The organism is Leptospira montravelensis (genome assembly GCF_004770045.1).
Classification (GTDB): Bacteria; Spirochaetota; Leptospiria; order Leptospirales; family Leptospiraceae; genus Leptospira_A; species Leptospira_A montravelensis.
In genome coordinates this window covers 274,606-295,971 of record NZ_RQFO01000009.1, presented here as the reverse complement: position 1 = coordinate 295,971, position 21,366 = coordinate 274,606, and the positions used below count along the sequence as shown (strand labels likewise).

General features: G+C 39.1%; 22 protein-coding genes. 6 read left to right on the top strand and 16 right to left on the bottom strand.

Annotated elements, in window-relative coordinates; translation table 11 throughout:
- Positions 1-165: 165 nt before the first annotated feature.
- On the bottom strand, positions 166-1,080 hold the full coding sequence (locus tag EHQ31_RS07930; RefSeq protein ID WP_135574618.1) for an alpha/beta hydrolase: 915 nt from the start codon (positions 1,078-1,080) through the stop codon (positions 166-168).
- A 127-nt stretch (positions 1,081-1,207) separates the two neighbouring features.
- Here EHQ31_RS07930 and EHQ31_RS07925 point away from each other — a divergent pair, with 127 nt between their 5' ends.
- Both EHQ31_RS07925 and EHQ31_RS07920 read left to right on the top strand, forming a co-directional pair.
- Complete coding sequence (locus EHQ31_RS07925) at positions 1,208-1,825, top strand: CsgG/HfaB family protein (protein ID WP_244247312.1); 618 nt, start codon at positions 1,208-1,210, stop codon at positions 1,823-1,825.
- Positions 1,826-1,848: 23 nt separating this feature from the next.
- On the top strand, positions 1,849-2,322 hold the full coding sequence (locus tag EHQ31_RS07920) for a Dps family protein (RefSeq protein ID WP_208652744.1): 474 nt from the start codon (positions 1,849-1,851) through the stop codon (positions 2,320-2,322).
- Positions 2,323-2,468: 146 nt separating this feature from the next.
- On the opposite strand, the gene EHQ31_RS07915 is transcribed toward EHQ31_RS07920, so the two are convergent.
- The 14 genes from EHQ31_RS07915 to asd form a co-directional block, all read right to left on the bottom strand.
- Complete coding sequence (locus EHQ31_RS07915; RefSeq protein ID WP_135574621.1) at positions 2,469-3,263, bottom strand: alpha/beta fold hydrolase; 795 nt, start codon at positions 3,261-3,263, stop codon at positions 2,469-2,471.
- 34 nt (positions 3,264-3,297) lie between these two features.
- Complete coding sequence (locus EHQ31_RS07910) at positions 3,298-4,458, bottom strand: SH3 domain-containing protein (protein WP_135574623.1); 1,161 nt, start codon at positions 4,456-4,458, stop codon at positions 3,298-3,300.
- Position 4,459: 1 nt separating this feature from the next.
- The gene (locus tag EHQ31_RS07905; protein WP_135574625.1) at positions 4,460-5,677 is read right to left on the bottom strand and encodes a pyridoxal phosphate-dependent aminotransferase; all 1,218 of its coding nucleotides are present in this window, start codon (positions 5,675-5,677) and stop codon (positions 4,460-4,462) included.
- 8 nt (positions 5,678-5,685) lie between these two features.
- Positions 5,686-7,383, bottom strand: coding sequence for a DNA repair helicase XPB (locus EHQ31_RS07900; protein ID WP_135574627.1), 1,698 nt, complete (start codon positions 7,381-7,383; stop codon positions 5,686-5,688).
- Positions 7,384-7,716: 333 nt separating this feature from the next.
- Positions 7,717-8,688, bottom strand: coding sequence for a tRNA dihydrouridine(20/20a) synthase DusA (gene dusA, locus EHQ31_RS07895; RefSeq protein ID WP_135574629.1), 972 nt, complete (start codon positions 8,686-8,688; stop codon positions 7,717-7,719).
- Positions 8,689-8,697: 9 nt separating this feature from the next.
- Positions 8,698-10,812, bottom strand: coding sequence for a flagellar biosynthesis protein FlhA (locus tag EHQ31_RS07890; protein WP_135574631.1), 2,115 nt, complete (start codon positions 10,810-10,812; stop codon positions 8,698-8,700).
- A gap of 4 nt (positions 10,813-10,816) precedes the next feature.
- The gene (locus tag EHQ31_RS07885; protein WP_244247310.1) at positions 10,817-12,067 is read right to left on the bottom strand and encodes an EscU/YscU/HrcU family type III secretion system export apparatus switch protein; all 1,251 of its coding nucleotides are present in this window, start codon (positions 12,065-12,067) and stop codon (positions 10,817-10,819) included.
- Entirely contained in the window at positions 12,064-12,846 is a 783-nt protein-coding gene (gene fliR, locus EHQ31_RS07880; protein ID WP_135574633.1) for a flagellar biosynthetic protein FliR, read from the bottom strand. The genes EHQ31_RS07885 and fliR overlap by 4 nt, the downstream gene beginning before the upstream one ends.
- A gap of 1 nt (position 12,847) precedes the next feature.
- On the bottom strand, positions 12,848-13,111 hold the full coding sequence (gene fliQ, locus EHQ31_RS07875; RefSeq protein WP_002974890.1) for a flagellar biosynthesis protein FliQ: 264 nt from the start codon (positions 13,109-13,111) through the stop codon (positions 12,848-12,850).
- Entirely contained in the window at positions 13,108-13,917 is an 810-nt protein-coding gene (gene fliP / locus EHQ31_RS07870) for a flagellar type III secretion system pore protein FliP (RefSeq protein ID WP_135574635.1), read from the bottom strand. Before fliP ends, fliQ begins: the two co-directional genes overlap by 4 nt.
- Complete coding sequence (locus tag EHQ31_RS07865; RefSeq protein WP_135575058.1) at positions 13,914-14,657, bottom strand: FliO/MopB family protein; 744 nt, start codon at positions 14,655-14,657, stop codon at positions 13,914-13,916. The genes fliP and EHQ31_RS07865 overlap by 4 nt, the downstream gene beginning before the upstream one ends.
- A 41-nt stretch (positions 14,658-14,698) precedes the next feature.
- Positions 14,699-15,769 carry a flagellar motor switch protein FliN gene (gene fliN, locus EHQ31_RS07860; RefSeq protein ID WP_135574637.1) on the bottom strand — a complete coding sequence of 357 codons (1,071 nt, stop codon included), beginning with the start codon at positions 15,767-15,769 and terminating at the stop codon, positions 14,699-14,701.
- A gap of 94 nt (positions 15,770-15,863) precedes the next feature.
- Positions 15,864-16,187, bottom strand: a complete 324-nt coding sequence (locus EHQ31_RS07855) for a DUF971 domain-containing protein (protein WP_135574639.1) — start codon at positions 16,185-16,187, stop codon at positions 15,864-15,866.
- A 2-nt stretch (positions 16,188-16,189) separates the two neighbouring features.
- The gene (gene asd / locus EHQ31_RS07850; protein ID WP_135574641.1) at positions 16,190-18,436 is read right to left on the bottom strand and encodes an archaetidylserine decarboxylase; all 2,247 of its coding nucleotides are present in this window, start codon (positions 18,434-18,436) and stop codon (positions 16,190-16,192) included.
- 35 nt (positions 18,437-18,471) lie between these two features.
- On the opposite strand from asd, the gene EHQ31_RS07845 reads away from it, so the two are divergent.
- The 4 genes from EHQ31_RS07845 to EHQ31_RS07830 are packed head-to-tail and all read left to right on the top strand — an operon-like array spanning position 18,472 to position 20,342.
- Positions 18,472-19,299 (top strand): LIC_11366 family protein, encoded by an 828-nt coding sequence (locus EHQ31_RS07845; RefSeq protein ID WP_135574643.1) that lies wholly within the window; start codon positions 18,472-18,474, stop codon positions 19,297-19,299.
- 39 nt (positions 19,300-19,338) lie between these two features.
- Positions 19,339-19,578 carry a hypothetical protein gene (locus tag EHQ31_RS07840; RefSeq protein WP_135574644.1) on the top strand — a complete coding sequence of 80 codons (240 nt, stop codon included), beginning with the start codon at positions 19,339-19,341 and terminating at the stop codon, positions 19,576-19,578.
- Complete coding sequence (locus tag EHQ31_RS07835; protein WP_135574645.1) at positions 19,575-19,922, top strand: arsenate reductase family protein; 348 nt, start codon at positions 19,575-19,577, stop codon at positions 19,920-19,922. The genes EHQ31_RS07840 and EHQ31_RS07835 overlap by 4 nt, the downstream gene beginning before the upstream one ends.
- On the top strand, positions 19,923-20,342 hold the full coding sequence (locus EHQ31_RS07830; RefSeq protein WP_135574646.1) for an SRPBCC family protein: 420 nt from the start codon (positions 19,923-19,925) through the stop codon (positions 20,340-20,342).
- A 2-nt stretch (positions 20,343-20,344) separates the two neighbouring features.
- On the opposite strand, the gene lpxD is transcribed toward EHQ31_RS07830, so the two are convergent.
- Positions 20,345-21,364 carry a UDP-3-O-(3-hydroxymyristoyl)glucosamine N-acyltransferase gene (gene lpxD, locus EHQ31_RS07825; protein ID WP_135574648.1) on the bottom strand — a complete coding sequence of 340 codons (1,020 nt, stop codon included), beginning with the start codon at positions 21,362-21,364 and terminating at the stop codon, positions 20,345-20,347.
- Positions 21,365-21,366: the final 2 nt, after the last annotated feature.

Sequence of the window (21,366 nt, the reverse complement as noted above, 5' to 3'; positions counted from 1 at the left end):
CCACCCTACAATCAGGGCGGGGTGATTGTACCCACAAATCAATCAAACAAACACTCTATTCAAAATTCTTTCTTCCAAAACTCTCAAGTTATTTCCCTAATTGATGCAAAAACTTAGGGAACCTATCAATAATTTCTTATAGGGAAAAAACGCAGAAGAAAAGAATCACCTGGGGAAAAAAGTTTTTTCTTTTAAAAATAAATTCACAATCGATTCGTATTCATTATATCGAGTATCTATCGACTTACAATGACGGGCACCCCAATCGGAAATAAAAAGTTGTTTGCGACTCGATTTTAAATTTTGGAAAATCTCTTCCGAATGAGAGACTGGTGTTATTTCATCTTCTTTGGAATGTATGATAAGAACTGGTACTGAAATAGATTTAGCTGCTTTTTTCGGGGACACTTCATCCACAAGAAAATCTGCTCTGAGCTCTGCCACAGAAAGCGCAATGGGAGAAAGAAATAAAACCAAAGGAGAATATAAGTCGACCGCCCGTTTTTCCACAATGGAACGCATATCCATATAAGGAGAATCTGCAATGACAAAGGCAAAATCACTGCGCCCTTCTGCATATTGTAATGCAGTCGCAGCCCCAAAAGAGGCACCAAAAATGCCTATATCTTCTTCCGGTACAGTGCTAATTTCCGAAAAAAACTCAATGGCCCGTTCCAAATCTTGTTTTTCGTAAAATCCGTACGTTCCGTATTCTCCTGCACTTTCTCCGTGGTGGCGTGCATCATAGGTAAACAAACTACATCCTCGTTTCCAAAATAGAGGGGTGTATTTAAGAACTCCATACCGAGTCCTCCCATGACCATGTAGCAAAACCACACCACATTTTTTCTTTTTAGGATTTTTAAAATACCAACCGCGAAGTCGCAAACTTCCGTTTTGGAAACGAACCGATTCAGGTTCAGGAAGCCCAAAATCGGCAAAAGAATTAATCTTTAATTTCGTCTTATCTTCCTGTAAATCGGAGATGGGAAAGGAGATAATAGAAGATGAAAAATAATACCCTGCGCCTAGCAAAAAAAAGGTGAGAGTTATAATCAATATACTAAAAATCTTTTTCATCAAAGGGCCTAGTTGGAAAAATCTAGGAAAGACCACAATAGGAAAAGCGAATTTTCCAAAATGCCAGGTTTTGATGAGAAAAAGAATTGCCGTCTTACGTTCCATCCATCATTTCTTAAGGAAATCTATGAAACTATATATAATGTGTTTTTCCATCCTCCTTACCTTTTCCTTAGTCAACTGTCGCACTATGGATGCTGCCATCCAATATCCAGACACGGGAAAAACTGACCTGGGCATCACTAAGGTTGCTGTTTTACTTTTCGACATTGAGGATGCAAAATGGGGAGACGAATTTACCGACGCAGTATCCTTACAAATTGCCAAACTCCTACCCATTAAAGTCATAGAAAGAGAACAATTGTCGAAAGTTGTAAACGAACAAAGTTTTTCCAAAACAGGGATTATAGATACACAAACAGCCGTTCGCCTAGGAAAAGTTTTAGGGGTAGATGCCCTAATTTTCGGAAGAGGATCAGCTCTCAAAAAATACGATGAAAAAGGAAAACTCATTCCTAACTTAGTGGATACTGTATCTTTAAAAATCGTACATATTGAATCTGGACATGTGATTGTCAATGCACGTAAAAAACCGGGAGCAGACTGGACTTTCGGACGTGTTTTACAATACAGTTTGGGGCTTGGACTGATTTGGAGTCGCGAAGACATTTTACTCATTACAAGCGAATATGATTTTGTAGCAGAAAGTTTAGTAGAACGTATTGTTTCCGAACTAAAAAAATAATTTATCATAAATCAAAAGGACAAATGATGAAAATTAATATTGGAATCCCCGAAGAAGAAAGAAGTGCGATCTCAGAGTCTTTAAAAAAACTCTTGGCAGATACTTACACCCTGTACCAAAAAACCCATAGTTACCATTGGAATGTAACGGGACCCATGTTCCAAACTTTACATATTTTGTTTATGACCCAATACACAGAACTATGGAATGCGATCGATCCAATTGCGGAAAGAATTCGATCACTTGGATACTATGCGCCGATGGGTGGTTGGGAATTTGCAAAATACTCAAGCATCGCAGAGGACAAAGAAGTCCCAAAAGCACAAGAAATGATCAAACATTTAGTTGAAGGAAATGAAGCGGTCATTCGCACTGCACGCGCTGCCTATGCACCTGCTGAAAAAGGAAATGACCAAGCAACCTTAGACCTACTCACTCAGCGTTTAGACATTCATGAAAAAACTGCTTGGATGTTACGATCTTTACTCGAAGATTAATTTTTTTGAAACAGTAGTCAAATTCCGGCTACTGTTTCTATCGTTTCCATCCTTTCGCTTTCCGAAACAAAATATCCAAGTAATCGAATTCATTAAAGATAGAATAAAAAACATCTGACCAATGATTCGTTAAACGAAACATTAAATCAGGAAATCGAAGACAATTCTCGATCTAATAATTCTAAATATTTGGCCTGGTGTGTGAAGTGAATATAATGCCCGCCACCCGCTATTGTGATTTTCTGATTGTTTTTAAAAAATTGGTCCATCACCTGAAAATCACTATCTCTAATATACTCAGAACTTCCACCCAACAAAAACAAAGTTGGAGTCATTGATGTTGTATCAAAAGTAAACACATCTTCAAACACTCGTCGAGCATGGTTAAGGCCATTTACATTCAATTTCCAACCATACTTGCCGTTTTCATTTCGTTCCAAACTCATTTGCAAAAACTGCCTAATAAAGGTATCTGATACATACTTCGCCATTTCAGAATCAATTTCTGTTCGCGAAGAATATCCATCTAAGGCAAAGGACATAGATTGGATTTCATTGTCGTAAGCAAACGGATAAGATCTTGGAGCGATATCTTGGATGATTAGTTTTTTTAGGATTCCAGGATGGGTTAAATCAAAATACATGGCCACTAGTCCACCCATAGAGTGACCCAATAGAACCGGATTTTGGATTTTATGATCAAAAATAAATTCTTCCAAATCTTCTGACATCAATCGGATGGAATGTTCTTCGGCATGGGGAGAGTCCCCGTGATTTCTTTGGTCAACCGCATAAACTGACCCAAAATTTGATAAAAACTTCGCAACCGTCACCCAATTTTTTGAAGATCCGAATAACCCATGTAAGATGATAATATCACCGATTGACTTCCGATTTGGATCAGAATTTTGGAATGGATACAGTTTATGACTTAATTTCAAAGAAACTTCTCCGCTGTATTAAATAAGTTAATTGTTAACGGAAACATTCTTTTTTTAAGATTTGCAAATGAGGTAGGATTTGTTTTTTCTCTCTAGGTCCAATCTCGGAAGCATATCGAATCATCTGATTAATTTCAGACTTAATTCCCTCACTGACTGGCGCAAAACAAGGAATAGAATCTGGGTCCTTTGTCATCGATTGTAAATTGTTTACTAAGTCTTTTGTGTATAAATTAATGTAATTGCCTGTAGGAAACAAATAGATATAACGCAGTTTTCCTTTCCTCATTTCTTCTAAACGACATTTTAAATCTGTCCCGCATTCCAGAACAGGTATACTTTCCGTCGCCAGATAACCGGCATAATCCGAATGTTTTGTTTTTGGGTAAGCTTCTAGTAGTTTCCAAAAATAATTGGAATCCACATAGTATTTTCCATAGGAATAATCGTATAACAATTTTGTCTGATGACGTTTTAAGAATTCAAGAGTTCCAGGATCATTGTCCGGTTTTATCCCCTTTTCATTCATTAAATCTATTGTTTTTTTAAGAAAAAAACCAGCTTTCGCTCGAATGAAGATAAAATCATCTCCTGTAAATTTCCCTGTCGCGGAGATAGAAAAAATAGTATCAGTAATTTCCCCTTTTGCAGCAAAATCTATGTTCTTGGATAAAATCATTCGTTCTGCTTCAAATAATAAAGTGGATAAATATTGTTTAGGTGGAACTGAACGGACTACAGATCGTTTGATAAAACCAGAAAGACCATCTTCTAATTTTACAGGGATCCAATCTTCTTTTGGACTTTCAAGAGATTCCCTGTCAAAGGAAACTGGCTCTCCAAATTTTAGTTTACGCAAAACATCACTTTTTTGATCAGCAAACAAATGTAAGTTGAGACCAATGACTGGAATTACAATTTCTGAATGTAAATCTCGTTTTACTAGTTCAGAGGGTTTTGTTTGTTTTGTTTTTTCCTGGAATGTGGGTTCTGCTAGAATCGAACCTACCAAAAAGAAAAGAAAAACTGAAAAAAAATTCAAAATCTTAATTTGTTTGAGGAAAATAAATTTTGTTCTCAAAAGGGAAAAAGCAGATTTTGAAATATGAAAAATCAAAACCCGTCCTAAAATAAAAAATGAATTAAATAACTCTGTTCCTCTACAATTTTTTTTGAGTAAAGGAACAGAGGCCATTTTACTTTTGTAAGTCCTCTACCATTTGTTTGATGCGAGCCACACCTTTTTCAATATCTTTATCACCTAACGCATAAGACAAACGAATGGCTTTGTCATCTCCGAAGGCAATGCCCGGCACTGCTGCCACATTGTATTTATCAAGGAGCACATCACAAAATAGTTTTGAGTAAGAAGATTCTTTTTTCTCAAGCAACAGTTTTTTGAACCCAGGAGTTTCATACACACCATTGATATAAGGGAACGCATAAAACGCACCTTCTGGCATCCGGCATTCCACACCTGGAATTTCACGTAAAAGTCCAACAATAAGTTTACGACGTTTATCAAAAGCCTTTAACATTTCTGCCACGGGTGTTTGGTCTCCTGTGAGCGCTGCCTCAGCCGCTGCTTGGGAAATGGAAGAAGCATTACTTGTGGATTGGCCTTGCATAGTATCCATGTTTTTTACAATCTCTGGATTCCCTGCTCCGTATCCAATCCTCCAACCAGTCATGGAATATGCTTTGGATACGCCATTAATCACAAAGGTTTTTTCCTTCATCTTTGCTGAAATCATGGCTGGATTTACAAATTCCAATCCATCATAAATGATTTTTTCGTAGATATCATCCGAAACCGTAATGATCTCTTTTGGTTCTAGTACCCTTACGAGTGCTTCCACATCCGAACGAGTGTAAGCTGCTCCTGTAGGGTTAGATGGAGAATTAAAAATAAAAACTTTTGTTTTTGGAGTGATGGCTTTTTCTAATTGGTCTGCTGTGATTTTAAATCCACTAGAAATATCTGTGGATACAATCACAGGAGTTCCTTCTGCCAAACGAACAATATCCGCATAACTGACCCAATACGGTGCAGGGATAATTACTTCGTCACCAGGATTTAAAGTTGCCATAAAAAAATTGTAGAGAACTTGTTTTCCACCTGTTCCCACAATGATTTGGTTCTTTTCGTACTTTAAACCATTTTCGGTTTCAAATTTACGAATGATGGCCTCTTTTAAGGAAACAGTTCCACTCACGGGAGTGTATTTTGTTTTCCCTTGGTCCATTGCTTTTTTAGCAGCTTCTTTGATATGTGTTGGAGTATCAAAGTCAGGTTCCCCTGCTCCAAATCCAACCACATCAAGTCCACTCGCTTTCAACTGATTGGCTTTTGCAGTGATCGCGAGAGTGGGAGAAGGTTCTACGACATCAAGTCGTTTTGCTACAAGTTTCATTTTGTCCTCTATTTAGTGAGTGATTCCTCTGGAACAGTTTCTTTGAACTGATCCAAAGTATAAATTTCATATTCATACCCTTGTTCGGTGAGGAAGAGTTGTCGGTTTTGTCCGAATCTTTCTTCGTTGGTATCACGCGAAATCAACGAGTAAAAAATCGCTGTATTGTCTTGGGATTTTGGACGAAGGATACGCCCCAAACGCTGCGCCTCTTCCTGTCTTGAACCAAACGTTCCTGAAACTTGGATGGCAATGTTGGCATCTGGTAAGTCGATAGAAAAGTTTGCCACCTTAGAAACCACAAGTTGTTTGATTTGTCCCGTACGGAAGGCTTGGTAAAGCTCTTGTCTTTCAGGAAGAGGAGTTTTTCCAGTAATCAAAGGGATTTTGAAAGTATTGGATATCTCTTCTAGTTGATTGATGTATTGTCCAATCACCAAAATGTTGTTAGTGGAGTGTTTTTTCAAGATATAACTAATCGCCCGAAGTTTTTCAGGGTTTTCTGATGCCAAACGGAACTTTTCACGGTCATCCGCCACTGAGTATTTCATACGAAGATCATCTTCCATAGGAACACGAATCTCCACACAATTGGCTTCTGCAATCCAAGACTTGGCTTCCAGTTCTTTCCAAGGTACATCATATTTTTTAGGTCCAATGAGGGAGAACACGTCTTCTTCTAGTCCATCTTCACGAACAAGAGTTGCCGTTAAACCTAACCTACGTTTGGCCTGAAGTTCTGAAGTCATTCGGAAAACAGGAGCAGGAAGTAAGTGAACCTCATCATACACAATGAGTCCCCAGTTGTTGGCACTAAAGATATGAAAGTGAGTAAAGTCCCCACCTTTTTTCTTTCTGTGAGTTAAGATATTATAAGTGGCAATGGTGATGGGTTTAATTTCTTTGAGTTCCCCAGAATACTCTCCAATGTCTGACTCAGGAATATCGGTTTTATCTACAATTTCATTTCTCCACTGGCGAATGGACAAAGTGTTCGTGACTAGAATGAGAGTTTCTGCTCCCACAATTTGCATAACCCCCATACCCACTATGGTTTTTCCCGCACCACAAGGAAGGACCACAACACCAGATCCTCCTTCGTTACGGCCGCCTGCATGAAATGCTTCGACTGAAGCTCTTTGGTAATCACGCATTCCAAACTTAATCCCACCTTTTGTCGTAGGACGTAAGTTAAACGGATATTTATTTCCTTCATCGTAACCCGCAAGGTCTTCCACTGGAAAACCAATTTTGATTAACGCTTGTTTGATGTGGCCACGGTATTCTTTTTTAATTCGAATTTTATCACCTTCCATTCCATCCACAAAGGGTTGAACGGCTCGGTTGTTTGCAATTTCTGTGATGAATCCTTTTTCATTGGAAATAATATATAATTCCCCAGATTCTTCCTTCACTAATTTCACTTTTCCATAACGAGAGATTTGTTCTCTCACTTCGTTCATCACGTTTTTTGGAACAGAATAACGAGCAAACTTAGTTAAACCTTCGATGATCTCTTCTGCAGTCATTTTAATCGAAGCCGCATTCCACAAAGAAAGTGGAGAGATGCGATAGGTATGCATATATTCAGGGCTTTTTTCGAGCTCAGCAAATTTGGCAATGAGGTCCCGACAGGCTTCAAATTCTGGGTTATCCACCTCAAGAAGCATTGTTTTATCACTTTGTACGGTGAGTGGCTTGGTCATGGTATTCCCTCTCAATTTAACCAGGCTGGGAAGAGAAACTGCCCTGTCAACTCATTTGATTTTAATAGATTTTCGATGAGTTTTCACGGCGTTTTTTGGCAAAATTCCAATTTTTCCGAACAAAGTGGATGAGTAGACCGTCTAATCTAGGTTATCCTATACCTTTCTAATTTAAATAATTGGATTGACTTCTTATGGTTTTTTTAGTGCGTTCCCCAATTTGTCCTATAAAACAATTTTGTGTATCAGGGGTCAGGCTCCTCCGGGGTGCGCTTACGCTCCAGTCAGCTTCTCGTCGTTAGACGATTCGCTGACCTTACGCCCTCCAGATCCTTAACGCTTTAAATAATCCTCTAAAATAGATTCATTGGCACTTGTAATATGCATTCGGTCGGTGAGAAATTTCCGAAATTCTCTGGCACCTTTCTCTCCATAATAAAGCCCTAATATATGCCTAAGGATATGATGCGCTTTTCCTTCTTTTTTGAGAACAGAACGAATATAGGGAATGAGCTCACGAAGTATTTCTTCTCTCGAATGAGTTTTTTCCTCGGAGCCATAATACAATGGGTCTACATCATGAAATAAAAATGGATTATCATAGGCAGCCCGCCCAATCATCACTCCATCTACTTTTGTTAGATGGTCAGAAATTTCTGCATGTGTTTTGATTCCCCCATTGATCGTGATGGTTAAACCAGGAAAATCTTTTTTTAATTGGTATACGTCTTGATAACGGAGAGGTGGAACCGTTCTATTTTCCTTGGGAGACAATCCTTCTAAAATCGCAATCCTTGCATGAACGATGATATGATCCACTCCGGCTTCCTTAATTTTAGAAACAAAATGGAATAAATCTTCATAACTTTCTTTTCCATTCACACCAATACGGTGTTTAACGGTGACAGGAACTTTTACTTTAGATTTGCAGGCCGCCACCATCTCCGCCACAAGGTTTGGTTCTTTCATAAGGCAAGCACCAAAACTTCCACTTTGCACCCGATCCGACGGGCAACCTACGTTGAGATTAATTTCGTCATATCCATAATCTTCCCCAATTTTGGCACATTCAGCAAGTGCCAAAGGAGAATCTCCGCCTAATTGTAAGGCAATGGGATGTTCCTCTTTTGAAAAATCGAGATATCGATGGTTGTCTTTTCCACGAAGGATGGCACCTGTTGTCACCATCTCCGTATAGAGTAACGCGTGTTTGGAGATAATCCGCATAAAAAAGCGGAAATGCCTGTCGGTCCAGTCCATCATCGGAGCAACAGAAATGCGGTACGATGGAACTGAACTTGTCAAAAAAATCTCCTATGCTTCTTGTGGGTGTTCCTCTCTGGAAGGAAGGCTTAGAACCGAGGCAATTTCTGTCGGAACCCCTCTATGAATTTCTTCAGAAGCAATTACTGCAAAGTTCCTGGGGGGTAGTTCCTTTGTCAAAAAGAATGCAAAGGCTTGTCTCAAGTACCTAGAAACGACAAAGATGAGGAAACGATTTTCATCCAAAGCCTTTTGTAATTCATTATAAACCGATTCCAAAATCCTCACACGGATGTCATGTGGAAGGATGATGAGTTTACTTCCATCCGTTTCATCTAGTGTGATACTTTTGTTCATACGATCAATAATTCTTGGATCAATGGTGACTACATGTAACTTTCCATCAGGTGAAAGGAAATCATTAATGATTTGGCGTGACAAAGCTTGCCTTACATGTTCAGCCAAATCAAATGGATTGTTTGTGCGTGGCAAATGATTGGCAATAGCATCCATAATTTTTGGAAGGTTCTTAATCGATAAACCTTCTGCCAAAAGATTTTGTAAAGTCTGTTGGATGATCCCAAGTCTTCCTTGTTTGTCATAATCCAATTCACCCACAAGAGTAGGATGAGTTTGACGTAAATGTTCGAGGAGTGCCTTCACTTCTTCTCTTCCAAGAAGTTGTGATGCATAATTGGAAATCAGCTCTTTTAAGTGAGTGATGATGACAGTGGAAGGATCCACCACCGAATAACCTTTATTCTCCACTTCAATTTTATCATTGGGATCAATCCAAGTGGCTTTTAAACCAAACGCAGGTTCGGTGAATGGTTCTCCAATGATGGCATCTAAATTCCGAGCGGTATTGTTCATTGCCATCAAACGATCTGCTTTTACAGCTGACTGTCCAACAACCACTCCATTGATACGAATGCTATAGTTATCGTGAGGAATTTCTAAATTGTCAATGATCCGAATCGCAGGGATCACAAGACCAAAATCAATCGCGAATTTTTTACGTGTGTTGGCAATTTGTTCGAGTAAATGTCCTCCAGAAGAAGAATCAACTAACGGAAGTAAGTCGCGACCCAGCTCCACCTGTATAGCTTCCACAGAAATTTCTTTAATATAGTTTTCTGGTTTTTTCTCTTGGACTTTTTCTTGCGAAACTGTTTCGATTTTTTTAATTTCTTCTTTGGCCACTTGTTCGATGGAATATCCTAAATAACCAATGGCTCCTGCTAAAAAGAGAAGTGAAAAAAATGGAAGTCCAGGGATGAGACTGGCTAAACCAAGAGCTCCTGCCACTACATACAATGTTTTGGCATTCCCAAAAAGTTGGTCTTTGATCTCCACGGTTAGTTTTTTTTCGGAACTAGAACGTGTGACAATGATACCAGTTGCAGTTGTAGAAAGTAGACCTGGAATTTGCGAAACAAGACCATCCCCAATGGTAAACTTTCCATAAGTTTCAATCGATGCTAAAAAAGATTCCCCTCGAATGGTCGAACCAATGAGAATCCCACCAATCAAGTTGATGGCGGTAATGATAAGCCCTGCTCTCACATCCCCTTGTACGAACTTGGAAGCTCCATCCATAGCCCCATAAAAATCTACTTCTCTTTGAACTTTTTTTCTTTTTACCTTAGCTTCTGCTTCGGTAATCGCACCACTATTGAGTTCCATATCGATGGACATTTGTTTTTGCGGTAATCCATCGAGTGTAAATCTTGCGGCCACTTCCGAGATCCTTGTCGCACCTTTGGTGATGACTAACACCTGTACGATGGTTAGGATGATAAAGATGATTAGACCAACTACATACTTCCCAAGTCCCGATTCTCCACCCACCACAAAGGTTCCAAAAGCTTCGATCACACTGGAATTCATCGCTGGGCCTTTCGATAAAATTTGTCTAGTTGTGGATACGTTTAACGCCAACCGAAAGAGAGTGGTGATGAGTAGTAAACTTGGAAATATCGAAAACTCACTCGGTTCTGTGACCGATAAAGCTGTCATAAGTATAAGTAACCCAAGGCCAATACTTACAACAATCAGGATATCCAAAACAAATCCTGGCAGAGGGACTATCAACATCCCAAGGATCATTAAGGTACCGACACCTAAAATAAGATCAGATTGTTTGAGTATATCTCTAAAGTTCATACAGTTATGCCATTCCTACTTTTTTTTTGAACTTCTCAAGGGTGATGAGGATTTGCACTACCGCTTGGAAAAACTCTTGAGGGATTTCTTCTCCCACTTCTACTTGTGCATATAAAAGACGTGCTTGTTTGGGACTTTCAACGATCGGAACATCATTTTCACGAGCTATCCTTCGTATTTCTAGTGCTAGGCGGTTTTCCCCTTTTGCAATCACACGAGGCGCTGAATCCCTTCCCATTTCATAAGAAAGAGCAACTGAATAATGAGTTGGATTAGTGATGACTACATCTGCTTTAGGAACTTCCCGTAACATATTCCCTTGCATCATGTCACGTGCGAGTTGCATCCTACGATTTTTCATCACAGGGTCACCAGAATCTTCTTTCATCTCACGTTTTGCTTCCGAAGGAGTTTGTTTGAGAGATTCTTCAAATTCAGACTTTTGAAAAAAGAAATCAGCAACGGCAATTCCCAAAAGCAAAAGCCCAGCCGCCATCATGATTTTAAATCCTGAATAAGTGATGAGGGAAATTGCTTGCATCATTCCCATATTTCCTGTCAAAAGGACTTTTAGGAAATCACCAGAAATTAAAATGTAACTGATTACACCAATTAACACCACTTTTGCGAGAGATTTCACTAAATTAAATAAAGTTTGGCGGTTTGGCAAAACCCGTTTAAAGTTAGGGGTGATTCGATCCAACCGAAATGACAATGCTCGCGGGGAAAACATAAATCCCACCTGCACCACATTTCCAACGATGGCAAAAACTACAGTGATGGCAAGGACAGGCCAAAGCAGATTAAAAAAATCCCTAGAAACACCAGAAAGAATGACCCGAAACTCTTCTGCACCGAATCGGTCCAGTTTCATTCCCATAGGAAGGTATTTTTTAATAAAAATAGCCGTATTTCGTATAAATGTATCACCCAATATAAAAAGGACCATTGTCCCACCTAATAACACCAAGGTGGATGCAACTTCGTTGGATTTAGGAACATTTCCTTTTTCCTTTTCTTCCCGCCTACGGCGTTCACTCGGCGGCTCTGTTCGACCTTCGTCTGCCGCAGCAAAAAGTTGGAGATCGATTTCATAATAACCGGAGGAAAATATAGCGGGTCCTGGCAAAACTTCCGTTTGCAGAATAGGAAAAAACCCAGATAAAAAAACACGTATCCCACCAAACAATGATTTGATCCAAATTATAATTTCAATGTTGTCCCATCCGAATTCAAATTTTATCCATTCTTTCATAAGTTGGGCCACTCCCGGATGAGTAAACTTGCCTTATCCATAGATATCTGGATTCCCTGAACCATTTGCGTAGCAATAAAAGTGAGAGTGGCAATGAGAGTGAGTGTTCCAATAAAAACTTTCAAAGGGAATGACATGGACATAACATTCATTTGTTGTGCGGCCTTTCCCATTAGTCCTTCCGCAAGGGAAACCAAAAATAGAATCCCCATCACAGGTAGTGCTATTTTAAAGGCGACAACAAACATAGCACCAATGGCCTCTTCCATCAAACGATAAAGACCTGCATTTACTTTTCCCGTAAAAGAGATGATTCGAATTTTTTCAAAGGAATAAGCTAGTGTTTCAATGAGAAACCGGTGTGCCCCAATCACAAGAAAGAGAGCCGTTGCCATTAAGTTTTTCATAGTTCCAATGGCGGGAAGTGAGTTCTGAGTGACAGGATCCAAAATCTCCGTATAACCAAATCCTATTTGGTTATTAAAAAATTCACCCGCCATTTGAAAGGCAGCAAACACAAGTGAAACTAGAAAACCAATAAATACACCTACCAAAATCTCTGTGATAATTAGGATACCGTAGTTGATCATATGCCCAGGAACAGAAGGCATATAGGTCGCCACCACAGGATATACAATGAGGGAAACCATAAAGGAAAAGATCATTCTTAGTGAAAAATTGATTGATTCCGAAGAAAAAAAAGGCGCAACAAGGAATAGTCCGAGCAGGCGAACTAAAACCAAAAGAAATGATTGAAAATGTAAAACGAATGCTTCCATATCATATCTTTTCAATCATAAAAAAAATTTCACGGGTATAGTCTGTCATGACTCGCACCATCCATGCGGAGAAAAAAACAATCACCGCAAAAATAGAAACCAGTTTGGGGACAAAAGCAATAGTAGGTTCTTGGATAGAAGTTGTAGTTTGTAATATTCCAACAATGAGTCCCACCACCAATGCCGTGATCAGAATAGGACTGGAAATTTTTAGTGTTACAATGAACGCTTCTCTAAGTAAGTTTACTACATCAACTTCTGTCATTTATAACTCCTTACTAGTTCCAAAACAAGTAAGTTCCATCCATCGATCAGGATAAAGAGGATGAGTTTCAAAGGAAGTGATATCATTACAGGGGGTAACATCATAAACCCCATTGCAAGAAGGGCTGACGCCACAATGAGATCGATCACGATAAAGGGAATGAAGATATAAATACCAATGATAAATGCTTTTTTGATTTCACTTAACATGAAGGCTGGAACCAAAACATAAGAAGGAACATCCTCAAAGGATTTGACATTTTGTACTTTCCCAATTTTCAAAAACAAAGCAACATCTTTGGTTCCATCTTTTCCAAGTTGCCTAATCATAAATTGACGCAAATGTTTCATGGATCCTTCCATCATCGCCGTTTGGTCAATTTTTCCATTTAGGTACGGTTGGAGGGCTTCATCATTCACCTTACCAATAGTAGGTGCCATGATAAAAAAAGTAACAAAAAGAGCAAGGCCCATCATCACCTGGTTTGGTGGTAAGTTTTGTAAAGAGAGAGCCCTTCTCACAAAATCAAATACAATCACTACTTTTGTAAACGAAGTGACACTCATCACTATCGCTGGTGCCAAGGACAGGATGGTCACAAGAAAAAGGATCATCAGAGACAAACTTGTCTCTTTTGGACCTTTCGCCTCATTTACGTTAAATGATAAATTCGGGATAGGGATCCTTGTCCCCTTATCTTGGGCCAGAAGGCCCGTAAACCCACCAGCGGTGATAAGGAACAATACCCCAATGAGAAAAATAATAGATTTATGTCTCTTTAAGAAGGAAAAAAAACGAGATTTCATGTTTCCCCTCCTTCTAACAATTCACGGTGTTTGCGAAGTCGTTCCAAACCTTCTTTGGCCTTTCTTTGGATCTCAAGAGCCCCGTCGGATTCCAAACTTTCCATTTTGGAAGGATTGATCCGAATTTTCCTTTGTGCTTTCGATTGTAAACTTTCCAGGACCGTTTCCAAAAAATTAGGAACGTAAGGATCTGCTTCCTCTTTCATTTTTTGGATTTGTGATTTTTCATCGGGAGCAGTTACTTCCGTGAGTAAACTGACGGAACCATCAGCAACACCGAGCACAAGTGTACGACCACCTACTTCGATGATCTGAACTGATTGTGTGGCCGAAAGTGGCAAACTGGACAAAACCTTCATAAACCCTTTTACTGGGTACTTTGCTGATTTTGTTTTTTGCATTTGTAAGATGAGAAAATATCCAGCACCAACAAGAATACTTAAAACAATTAAAATCTTCAGTAGTATCCAAGTTGCAGAAGGAGAATCATCAGTATTATCTGCATATCTTTCTTGTATAAGATTTGTTTCTTCCGAAACCTTTGTTTCTGAACCAGGATCCGTTTTACTGGAGTTAGAGGATCCTTCAAACTTTGGACCAGAATTAGGATTACCAACATCAGTAGGTTTGGATTTTGTCTCTCCCAATTCCTGACGAAGGATTTGGTCTAGTTCCTTTGTTTCTGTTGATTGAGAAATTACAGGAGATGTTAATAAAACAAGAAACAAACAAAAGTACATAACTTGCCCCTTTTGTTTTAACATTCTCTTAGTGAATCCAATCATTTTTCGCCTTTGAGTCGATCGGTAGGACTTACGATATCAGTAACGCGAACCCCGAAGTTTTCATCGATAACCACAACTTCACCTTTGGCGATGAGTTTGCCGTTCACAAGTAAATCCACTGGCTCACCAGCTAACTTATCTAGTTCGATGATGGAACCTTCACCCAAACCTAAAATGTCTTTGATGTACATTTTAGTTCTTCCGAGTTCCACAGTGAGTGCCATCTGCACATCCATAAGGAGGTTGAGGTTCGTTTGGCCTGGACCACCACCCGCTGTCGCAAGAGAAGGAAAATTAACACCTTTGATTCCAACAGAAGATTGTCCACCACCCATACCCATGTTAGGTTGCATGTTGACGTTCATTCCACCGGACTGTTGTTGTTGTTTTTGACCACCACCCTTTTGAATATCCAAAATGGAATTGGCCATAGACAATGAGATAACATAATAAACTTTAAAGGAACCAACTCCATCAATATTTAAACTGAGAGAGGTTTTCACCAAATTGTTGTCATCTGGTAGTTGTAAATCACGACCAGAATTCACAAGGGCAATTTCTGGCGGGCTACCTGACATGGTGCCACCAAGTTTCATTCCGATTTGTGCCGTTACCGTCCCCAAAATAGGAGATAACGAATCTTTTAAGGTTTGGAGTTGTGCATTATCAAGTTGACCGGGAGGAGTCATTCCTCCCATCATCACACCTGCAATCTTTGCTGCATTCTCTTGTGCCATAATGAGACAAGCACGTCCCGCCAAACTTCCGCTAATTGTTGAATACAAACTTACGGATTTGGTTCCGAGTTCCTTTTGAATATCGGTAGAGGAGCTCGATTCGGTGGCAGGGTTCATAAAACGAGTGTTTTTTGCCAAGATCGTGCCAAGTGTGTTCCCCGCCACCTGGAATGCAGAGCCGATCACATCAGAAATAATGTCGCGGTCAATTGGAGATAGGTTGTCCGATGACGAACTTGCGGCGCCACTTAAGGAAGAGAGGTCGAATGTATCATCCGCACCTTGTAGTAATGCGTCTATCTCGTCTTGTGAGAGTGAACCTTCACCCATACCCTTATATCTCCGGAAAACTTAGGATAATGAGACATAATATGAATCTTTTTGTCACTCAGTTTTTTCCTGAATTGACAAAAAGTAAGCGAGTTTAGTCGAATGCGCTCGCTATTCCGTCCGAATAGGCTCGGAGATTGTCATAAGAATAAATGCCGGTGTTATGGTAATCACTCCAAACGATGGAAATGGCATACCTACCCACTTTGGTCCAAGAAAGGAGTTTGATGGATTGGATATGACCAGTGGCATCCCCTACTTTTCCGCCATGTCCCCCGCGACAAGTGGCACAGGGGCATTTTTTTCTAAGATCCAAAAGCGAATATTTCGAACCGTGACCATCTTTCCACTCGATATAAAGAGAATCGTCATCGAAAGAAATTTCTTTCGGTATCGTGGCAAACTGTGAATTCGACATTTTTAAGATTTCACCGGTAGTTTCGTTGTTTTAGAACGGAAATTCCCAACGGTAGTCCCGTATTGGATTTTGTCACCGAGAGTTATGTTTGTCAAGTCGATGGTGTCATTTTCGAAAACAAGAATGACAGTAGAACCCATTTCGAAACGTCCTAGTTCAGACCCTTTGTCGATCATGATCGAAACATCTTTGTAGTGATGTTCCTTCGCAAAACGAATCCAGTTGTTTGTGACAATTTTATTGTCGTAAGTCACACGGATCTTTCCTACGTTAGACGCTCCCACCTTAATGACAGCAATTTTACCATATTCGGTTTGTAAGAAGGTGATTAGTCTTTCGTTTTTTGGAAAAAGTCCCCGTATATTGAGAACTGCCAAATCGTTTACCGGAAAAAGTTTTCCCGGTTCGTAGTAGTATCCGAGGATTTGTCCCGCAAATGGACTATGAATGCGGTGGTAATCTTGCGGAGACAAATAAAAGGTAATGTATTTTCCGTTAGTAAAATATGGATAATATTTTTCAGAACCTAACAATTCTTTTACGGAATAATCAATCCCTTTTGCCTGAATGATAGTGGATTGGTTAATATTTCCAAAACTTGTGATTTTAGAATCTGTAGGAGATACAACTGCATTAGGAGCCGAGTCAATGATCCTTGCTTCGGCACGAAGTGCTCTTGTAAAAAACTGATTTAAGGATGCATATTCTTTAATTTCGAGTTCAGCTTCGCTTAAATTGATTTTATATGCCTTAGCAAATGCCTTTAAGATGGGGATCATCATAAACCGTGGCATCTTAAACATAGAAAAATAACCAAAAATTTTGGAGATCAGGTTTTTTGGAAGTAAGGTCAAAAACAAAAGATAAATGTCTTTGAAAATTTCATACCTGGCTCCCGATTCGGAAAGGTATTTTTTGAGTTCAAAATTGGCAGATTTACCAAGTAACATAAGGGAAACAAGGAGTGGAACACTGGTAATCACAGCAGCAATATAACCCCAATGCATCACAAACGTTAGAACATCTACTCCATACTTTACATAAAGATAAGAAAAACCTAAAGTAGATCCAATGAACAACATTCTAAAAAAGTTGGAAAACTTTTCGCCGAATACATAAAATGCATTTTGTTCACCGCTATAAAACCAACCGGCAAGGCTTAAAATTCCAAAACAAACAAAAGAAATAAAAAACAAAATGGCAGATAAAGAATCTTTTTGTTCTAAAATTCTATCAGGAAAAGAAAGAATGGTATCTAAATTGACTGCACCATACGAATACAAAACAAATCCGACAAGGGTAGCCATAATAAAACCTTCAAAAAAGGAAGCTAGCATACTCACTAATCCTTGTTTTGCGGCGTAATCAGTCCGTACCACACCTGCGATGCCAGAAGATTTTCCAACGGCAGTTTCTGTAGATAAAAAGAAAGTACTAAGCGAAACAGATAGGGCACGCAAAATGCCGAACGCACCACCACCTTGTAAGGCTTTGATTGAAAATGCTTCTTTGGTTACGTCCGAAAGGAATCCAAAAAAGGAAGTCATTCCATTTGAAAAAAGTGTTACATATCCAAAAATAAAAAGGAAAATTCCAATAGGAGCAAGAATGGAAGCAGCTCGGCCAACTCGCCTAACACCACCGATCACAATAAATAATAAAATGACTGAAATAGAAATGGGGCCAGAAAGACCCGAAAGACTCAAACCCTCTTTTGTGATATAAGTAAGTCCCACAAAAGGAAAAATCCCTCCAAACAAAAGTACGGTAACCATACTCGCCAAGGAAAATGCCACAGCGAGCCACTTCGCCCTAAGTGCCTTTTCAATAAAATACATAGGACCGGAAAGATAACGACCACTAGGTAGTTGGTTTCGAAACTTTACAGCCAAGGTGGAAGAAACAAACCGAATAGGCATCACAAGAAGGCTCATCACCCAAATCCAAAAAAGAACACCAATTCCACCATAGGCGATGGCAAGGGCTGTCCCTATGACCGATCCGGCCAATAATGAAGAGCCAATTCCAGCAAAGAAAGCTTGCGAATGAACCAACTGGCCCTTGGAACCTTTAAAGTCCATATTTCCGGTAAGGATCTTGAGTGCGAGAAAGAGAAAACGAATTTGTGGAAATCCCAACCGAAAACTCAAATAAATTGAGGCGACAAGGATAAGATAAAAATAAGGGCTGAGAATGTCTGATCCTAAAATCAGATTAAACTTAGATCCGTTTTGAAAGAGTGTTTCCATATTGGTTCTTCCTCACGAAATTGGATGAAATTGTTATGTCAAGATGTATTGTGATCCTTTCGTTTCTGGTTTTTATGATTTCTTCTATTGCCGTTGGCAACTTGGCTTCTGAACCTTCCGGTATGGAAGTCGGATTACGTTACGGTGGTGGCGAAAGAATTCCTGGAAGATTCGATGGAGACCTAAAACAGTTTTCTTCTACGATCAGTCCGTTAACTGCCTCCGATGTAGCCTTAGGTGGCGGCAGATCTACTAATTTATACGAAGGATTTTTTAGATTCCTATTAGACTCAAGATCCCGAATCGGATTTGTGATTGGAAGAAATGACTGGCAGATTCTTCAACTAACTGAAGTTACAAGCGACTATTATTATACAAAACTTAGTTCGGAAATCTATTCCTACCATATTTTGGGAATGTATTACTTTAACATTCCTGTATTTCGCAATTGGGAATGGGAAAGTGGACTCGGTGGCGGATTTACTTCTGCTGACTGGAATGTACGTGGATTTTCGGTTGGAGGTGGTTTACCGCCAGACTCCCAATACTTTAACCAAAGAGGAAGACTACGAGGAAGTGGACTAACCTACAGAGCAGAGACAGCCATCAATCATCGGTTATACGAAAATACTTTTTTTCAAATAGGGTTAGGATACCACTATATAGCAATTGATAAGTTCAGTGGGAATTATAATGGGGAAACTTCCAGTTTCTATATCCGAGCCGACGGTAAGGTAGGAGTATTGGATGATACAAGAGTCATTGATGCCACTGTGAGCACTGCACAAACTTTTCGAAGATTGGATATGAATTCGGGATCATGGGTTCTCTATTTTTCAGTCTTCCAAAGGTTTTTGGATTGACTGTCTCTTAGGAAGAGTATCATTCTTTTAGAAAATTACATGAAATCCTCTAAAATCATTACCATTGGTATTAAAGAATTGGCTCACCAAAAAGTCATCCTTGCCGCTTGGTATAATTTTTTAAAAGAAAACTTCGATGCAAAGAAATTGTCTGCTGAAGAATTCACTTTATACCTACAAGCACATGTGATGTATGATTTGGACAAGGATCAAGTTGAGTTGATGTTGTCTGGAACAGAATCTCTTTTAGAAGATTTCAAAAAGTCTATTTTTGGATGAACCTCCAAATCTTCGGAACCAAAAAATGCAAAGAATCGAAGAAGGCGCAGTTGTTCTTCCAAGAACGTCGCGTACCTTTTCAATTCATTAACCTCCAAGAAAAAGAAATGAGCAAAGGTGAGCTTAGGTCTATTTTAGGAAGTGTTAGTTTGGATGATTTGATTGATACAGAATCTAAAGTCTACGAAGACAAAAATCTAAAGTACATGTTATACGACAAAGAGGAAGCTCTTCTCACAAACCCCCTCTTATTCAAAACACCAATCGTCCGTGATGGAAAACGTGCGACCATTGGATTTGTTCCTGATATTTGGAAACAGTGGATTTCAGAATCCAAAAAATAAATGATACAAACCACCATTGAAACGGTAATCCGAAAACCGGTGCCAGAAGTATTTGCATATATTCGGAATATGGAAAATCAAACTTTGTATAACTCGAGTATCACCGCTTCGGAAGTGGTTCCAGACAACCCTAATCAATTTAAAATCCAAATTGATTTAGGAATTTTTAAACTTACAGAATTTTATACATTAGAAGAAATTCAAGAAAACCACTTGATTGTCGCTAGTTGCCATTCCATTTCTATGTTATTTACTGATCGATATGAATTTAAGGATTCCAATGGGAACTGCCACCTAACTATCACAGATCGGATGGAATTAAAAGGCCTTTTTAAATTGAGTGAAGGCCTTGTGAAAATGAACTTAAAATCTCAAATGATGGAAAACTTAAATTCTTTAAAAAGAATTTTGGAATCTTAAAATTAAGACTCCTGTTTCTTTCGTTTTGAATGCTCTTTAGCTAATTCTGGTAATATTGGAAGCGAACTGTGAATTCTATGCATTTCCAAAGCAGGTCTTGCTGGAATACCAAAATAAGCTGTTTTCTCCTTGGAATCTTCTGTTAATCCAGAAAGCCCCATTAGAATAGATCCTTTTTTCATTGTTAGGTGTTCTGCCACAGCTGATTGACCCGCAAGAAAACAACCATCTTCAATGGTAACGGAACCTGCAAGTACAGTGGCTCCTGCAATATAAACATAATTTCCAACTCGACAATTGTGCCCCACATGGACATGATCATCGAATTTAGTAAAATTTCCAATGGTCGTAGACTCAAGGGCCGCCCTGTCTACCGTACAATGGGCTCCCATTTCCACTTCATCACCAATGATTACATTTCCAATTTGCGGAACCTTATACCTTACACCAGAGTAATCATAAAATCCAAATCCATCGGCACCAATCACTGTGTTTGAGTGGATCAAATTTCGTTTTCCTAACTTACAGTTATAATAAACAACAACTCCAGATTTAAGTACAGTTTCATCACCAATTTCAACATTGGACTCCAATACCACGTTCGGAAAAATCACAGCACGATCACCAATCACAACATTTTCTTGGATCACAGCAAAATCCATAATTGTTACATCTTTCCCAAGTTTGGCTGTAGGATGTATACTTGCTTTTTCTGAAACGTAAGCATTATAACTTGGCTTTTTTTCAAATAATGAAACTACTTGAATGAATTTTACTTTGGAGCCTTCTTCTGGGATAATGATGGCATGGGGAAACTGAGACGCCAACGAATCAATTGTAAGCGCTATTTTGACATCCGATGCTTTCTTATGTTTGGCTAAGTATTTTTTGGAAGCAACATAATATATACTATTAGGATCTACAGGAGTATGGTGCTCCAAATCTTTGATTCCATTGATCTCTAAATCACCAGAGCCGGTGAAACTTGCACCAAGTTGTTCAGCCAAATCTTTTAATTTCATTT

What these genes read in the sequence shown, in the direction of transcription:
- EHQ31_RS07885 (WP_244247310.1), bottom strand. Translation starts at nt 12,067, where the DNA reads ATGAAAGAATGGATAAAATTTGAATTCGGATGGGACAACATTGAAATT.
- EHQ31_RS07930 (WP_135574618.1), bottom strand. Translation starts at nt 1,080, where the DNA reads ATGAAAAAGATTTTTAGTATATTGATTATAACTCTCACCTTTTTTTTG.
- fliQ (WP_002974890.1), bottom strand. Translation starts at nt 13,111, where the DNA reads ATGACAGAAGTTGATGTAGTAAACTTACTTAGAGAAGCGTTCATTGTA.
- EHQ31_RS07865 (WP_135575058.1), bottom strand. Translation starts at nt 14,657, where the DNA reads ATGTACTTTTGTTTGTTTCTTGTTTTATTAACATCTCCTGTAATTTCT.
- EHQ31_RS07835 (WP_135574645.1), top strand. Translation starts at nt 19,575, where the DNA reads ATGAACCTCCAAATCTTCGGAACCAAAAAATGCAAAGAATCGAAGAAG.
- fliR (WP_135574633.1), bottom strand. Translation starts at nt 12,846, where the DNA reads ATGGAAGCATTCGTTTTACATTTTCAATCATTTCTTTTGGTTTTAGTT.
- fliN (WP_135574637.1), bottom strand. Translation starts at nt 15,769, where the DNA reads ATGGGTGAAGGTTCACTCTCACAAGACGAGATAGACGCATTACTACAA.
- EHQ31_RS07925 (WP_244247312.1), top strand. Translation starts at nt 1,208, where the DNA reads ATGAAACTATATATAATGTGTTTTTCCATCCTCCTTACCTTTTCCTTA.
- lpxD (WP_135574648.1), bottom strand. Translation starts at nt 21,364, where the DNA reads ATGAAATTAAAAGATTTGGCTGAACAACTTGGTGCAAGTTTCACCGGC.
- EHQ31_RS07900 (WP_135574627.1), bottom strand. Translation starts at nt 7,383, where the DNA reads ATGACCAAGCCACTCACCGTACAAAGTGATAAAACAATGCTTCTTGAG.
- EHQ31_RS07840 (WP_135574644.1), top strand. Translation starts at nt 19,339, where the DNA reads ATGAAATCCTCTAAAATCATTACCATTGGTATTAAAGAATTGGCTCAC.
- EHQ31_RS07855 (WP_135574639.1), bottom strand. Translation starts at nt 16,187, where the DNA reads ATGTCGAATTCACAGTTTGCCACGATACCGAAAGAAATTTCTTTCGAT.
- EHQ31_RS07890 (WP_135574631.1), bottom strand. Translation starts at nt 10,812, where the DNA reads ATGAACTTTAGAGATATACTCAAACAATCTGATCTTATTTTAGGTGTC.
- EHQ31_RS07920 (WP_208652744.1), top strand. Translation starts at nt 1,849, where the DNA reads ATGATGAAAATTAATATTGGAATCCCCGAAGAAGAAAGAAGTGCGATC.
- asd (WP_135574641.1), bottom strand. Translation starts at nt 18,436, where the DNA reads ATGGAAACACTCTTTCAAAACGGATCTAAGTTTAATCTGATTTTAGGA.
- EHQ31_RS07830 (WP_135574646.1), top strand. Translation starts at nt 19,923, where the DNA reads ATGATACAAACCACCATTGAAACGGTAATCCGAAAACCGGTGCCAGAA.
- EHQ31_RS07905 (WP_135574625.1), bottom strand. Translation starts at nt 5,677, where the DNA reads ATGAAACTTGTAGCAAAACGACTTGATGTCGTAGAACCTTCTCCCACT.
- EHQ31_RS07845 (WP_135574643.1), top strand. Translation starts at nt 18,472, where the DNA reads ATGTCAAGATGTATTGTGATCCTTTCGTTTCTGGTTTTTATGATTTCT.
- fliP (WP_135574635.1), bottom strand. Translation starts at nt 13,917, where the DNA reads ATGAAATCTCGTTTTTTTTCCTTCTTAAAGAGACATAAATCTATTATT.
- EHQ31_RS07910 (WP_135574623.1), bottom strand. Translation starts at nt 4,458, where the DNA reads ATGGCCTCTGTTCCTTTACTCAAAAAAAATTGTAGAGGAACAGAGTTA.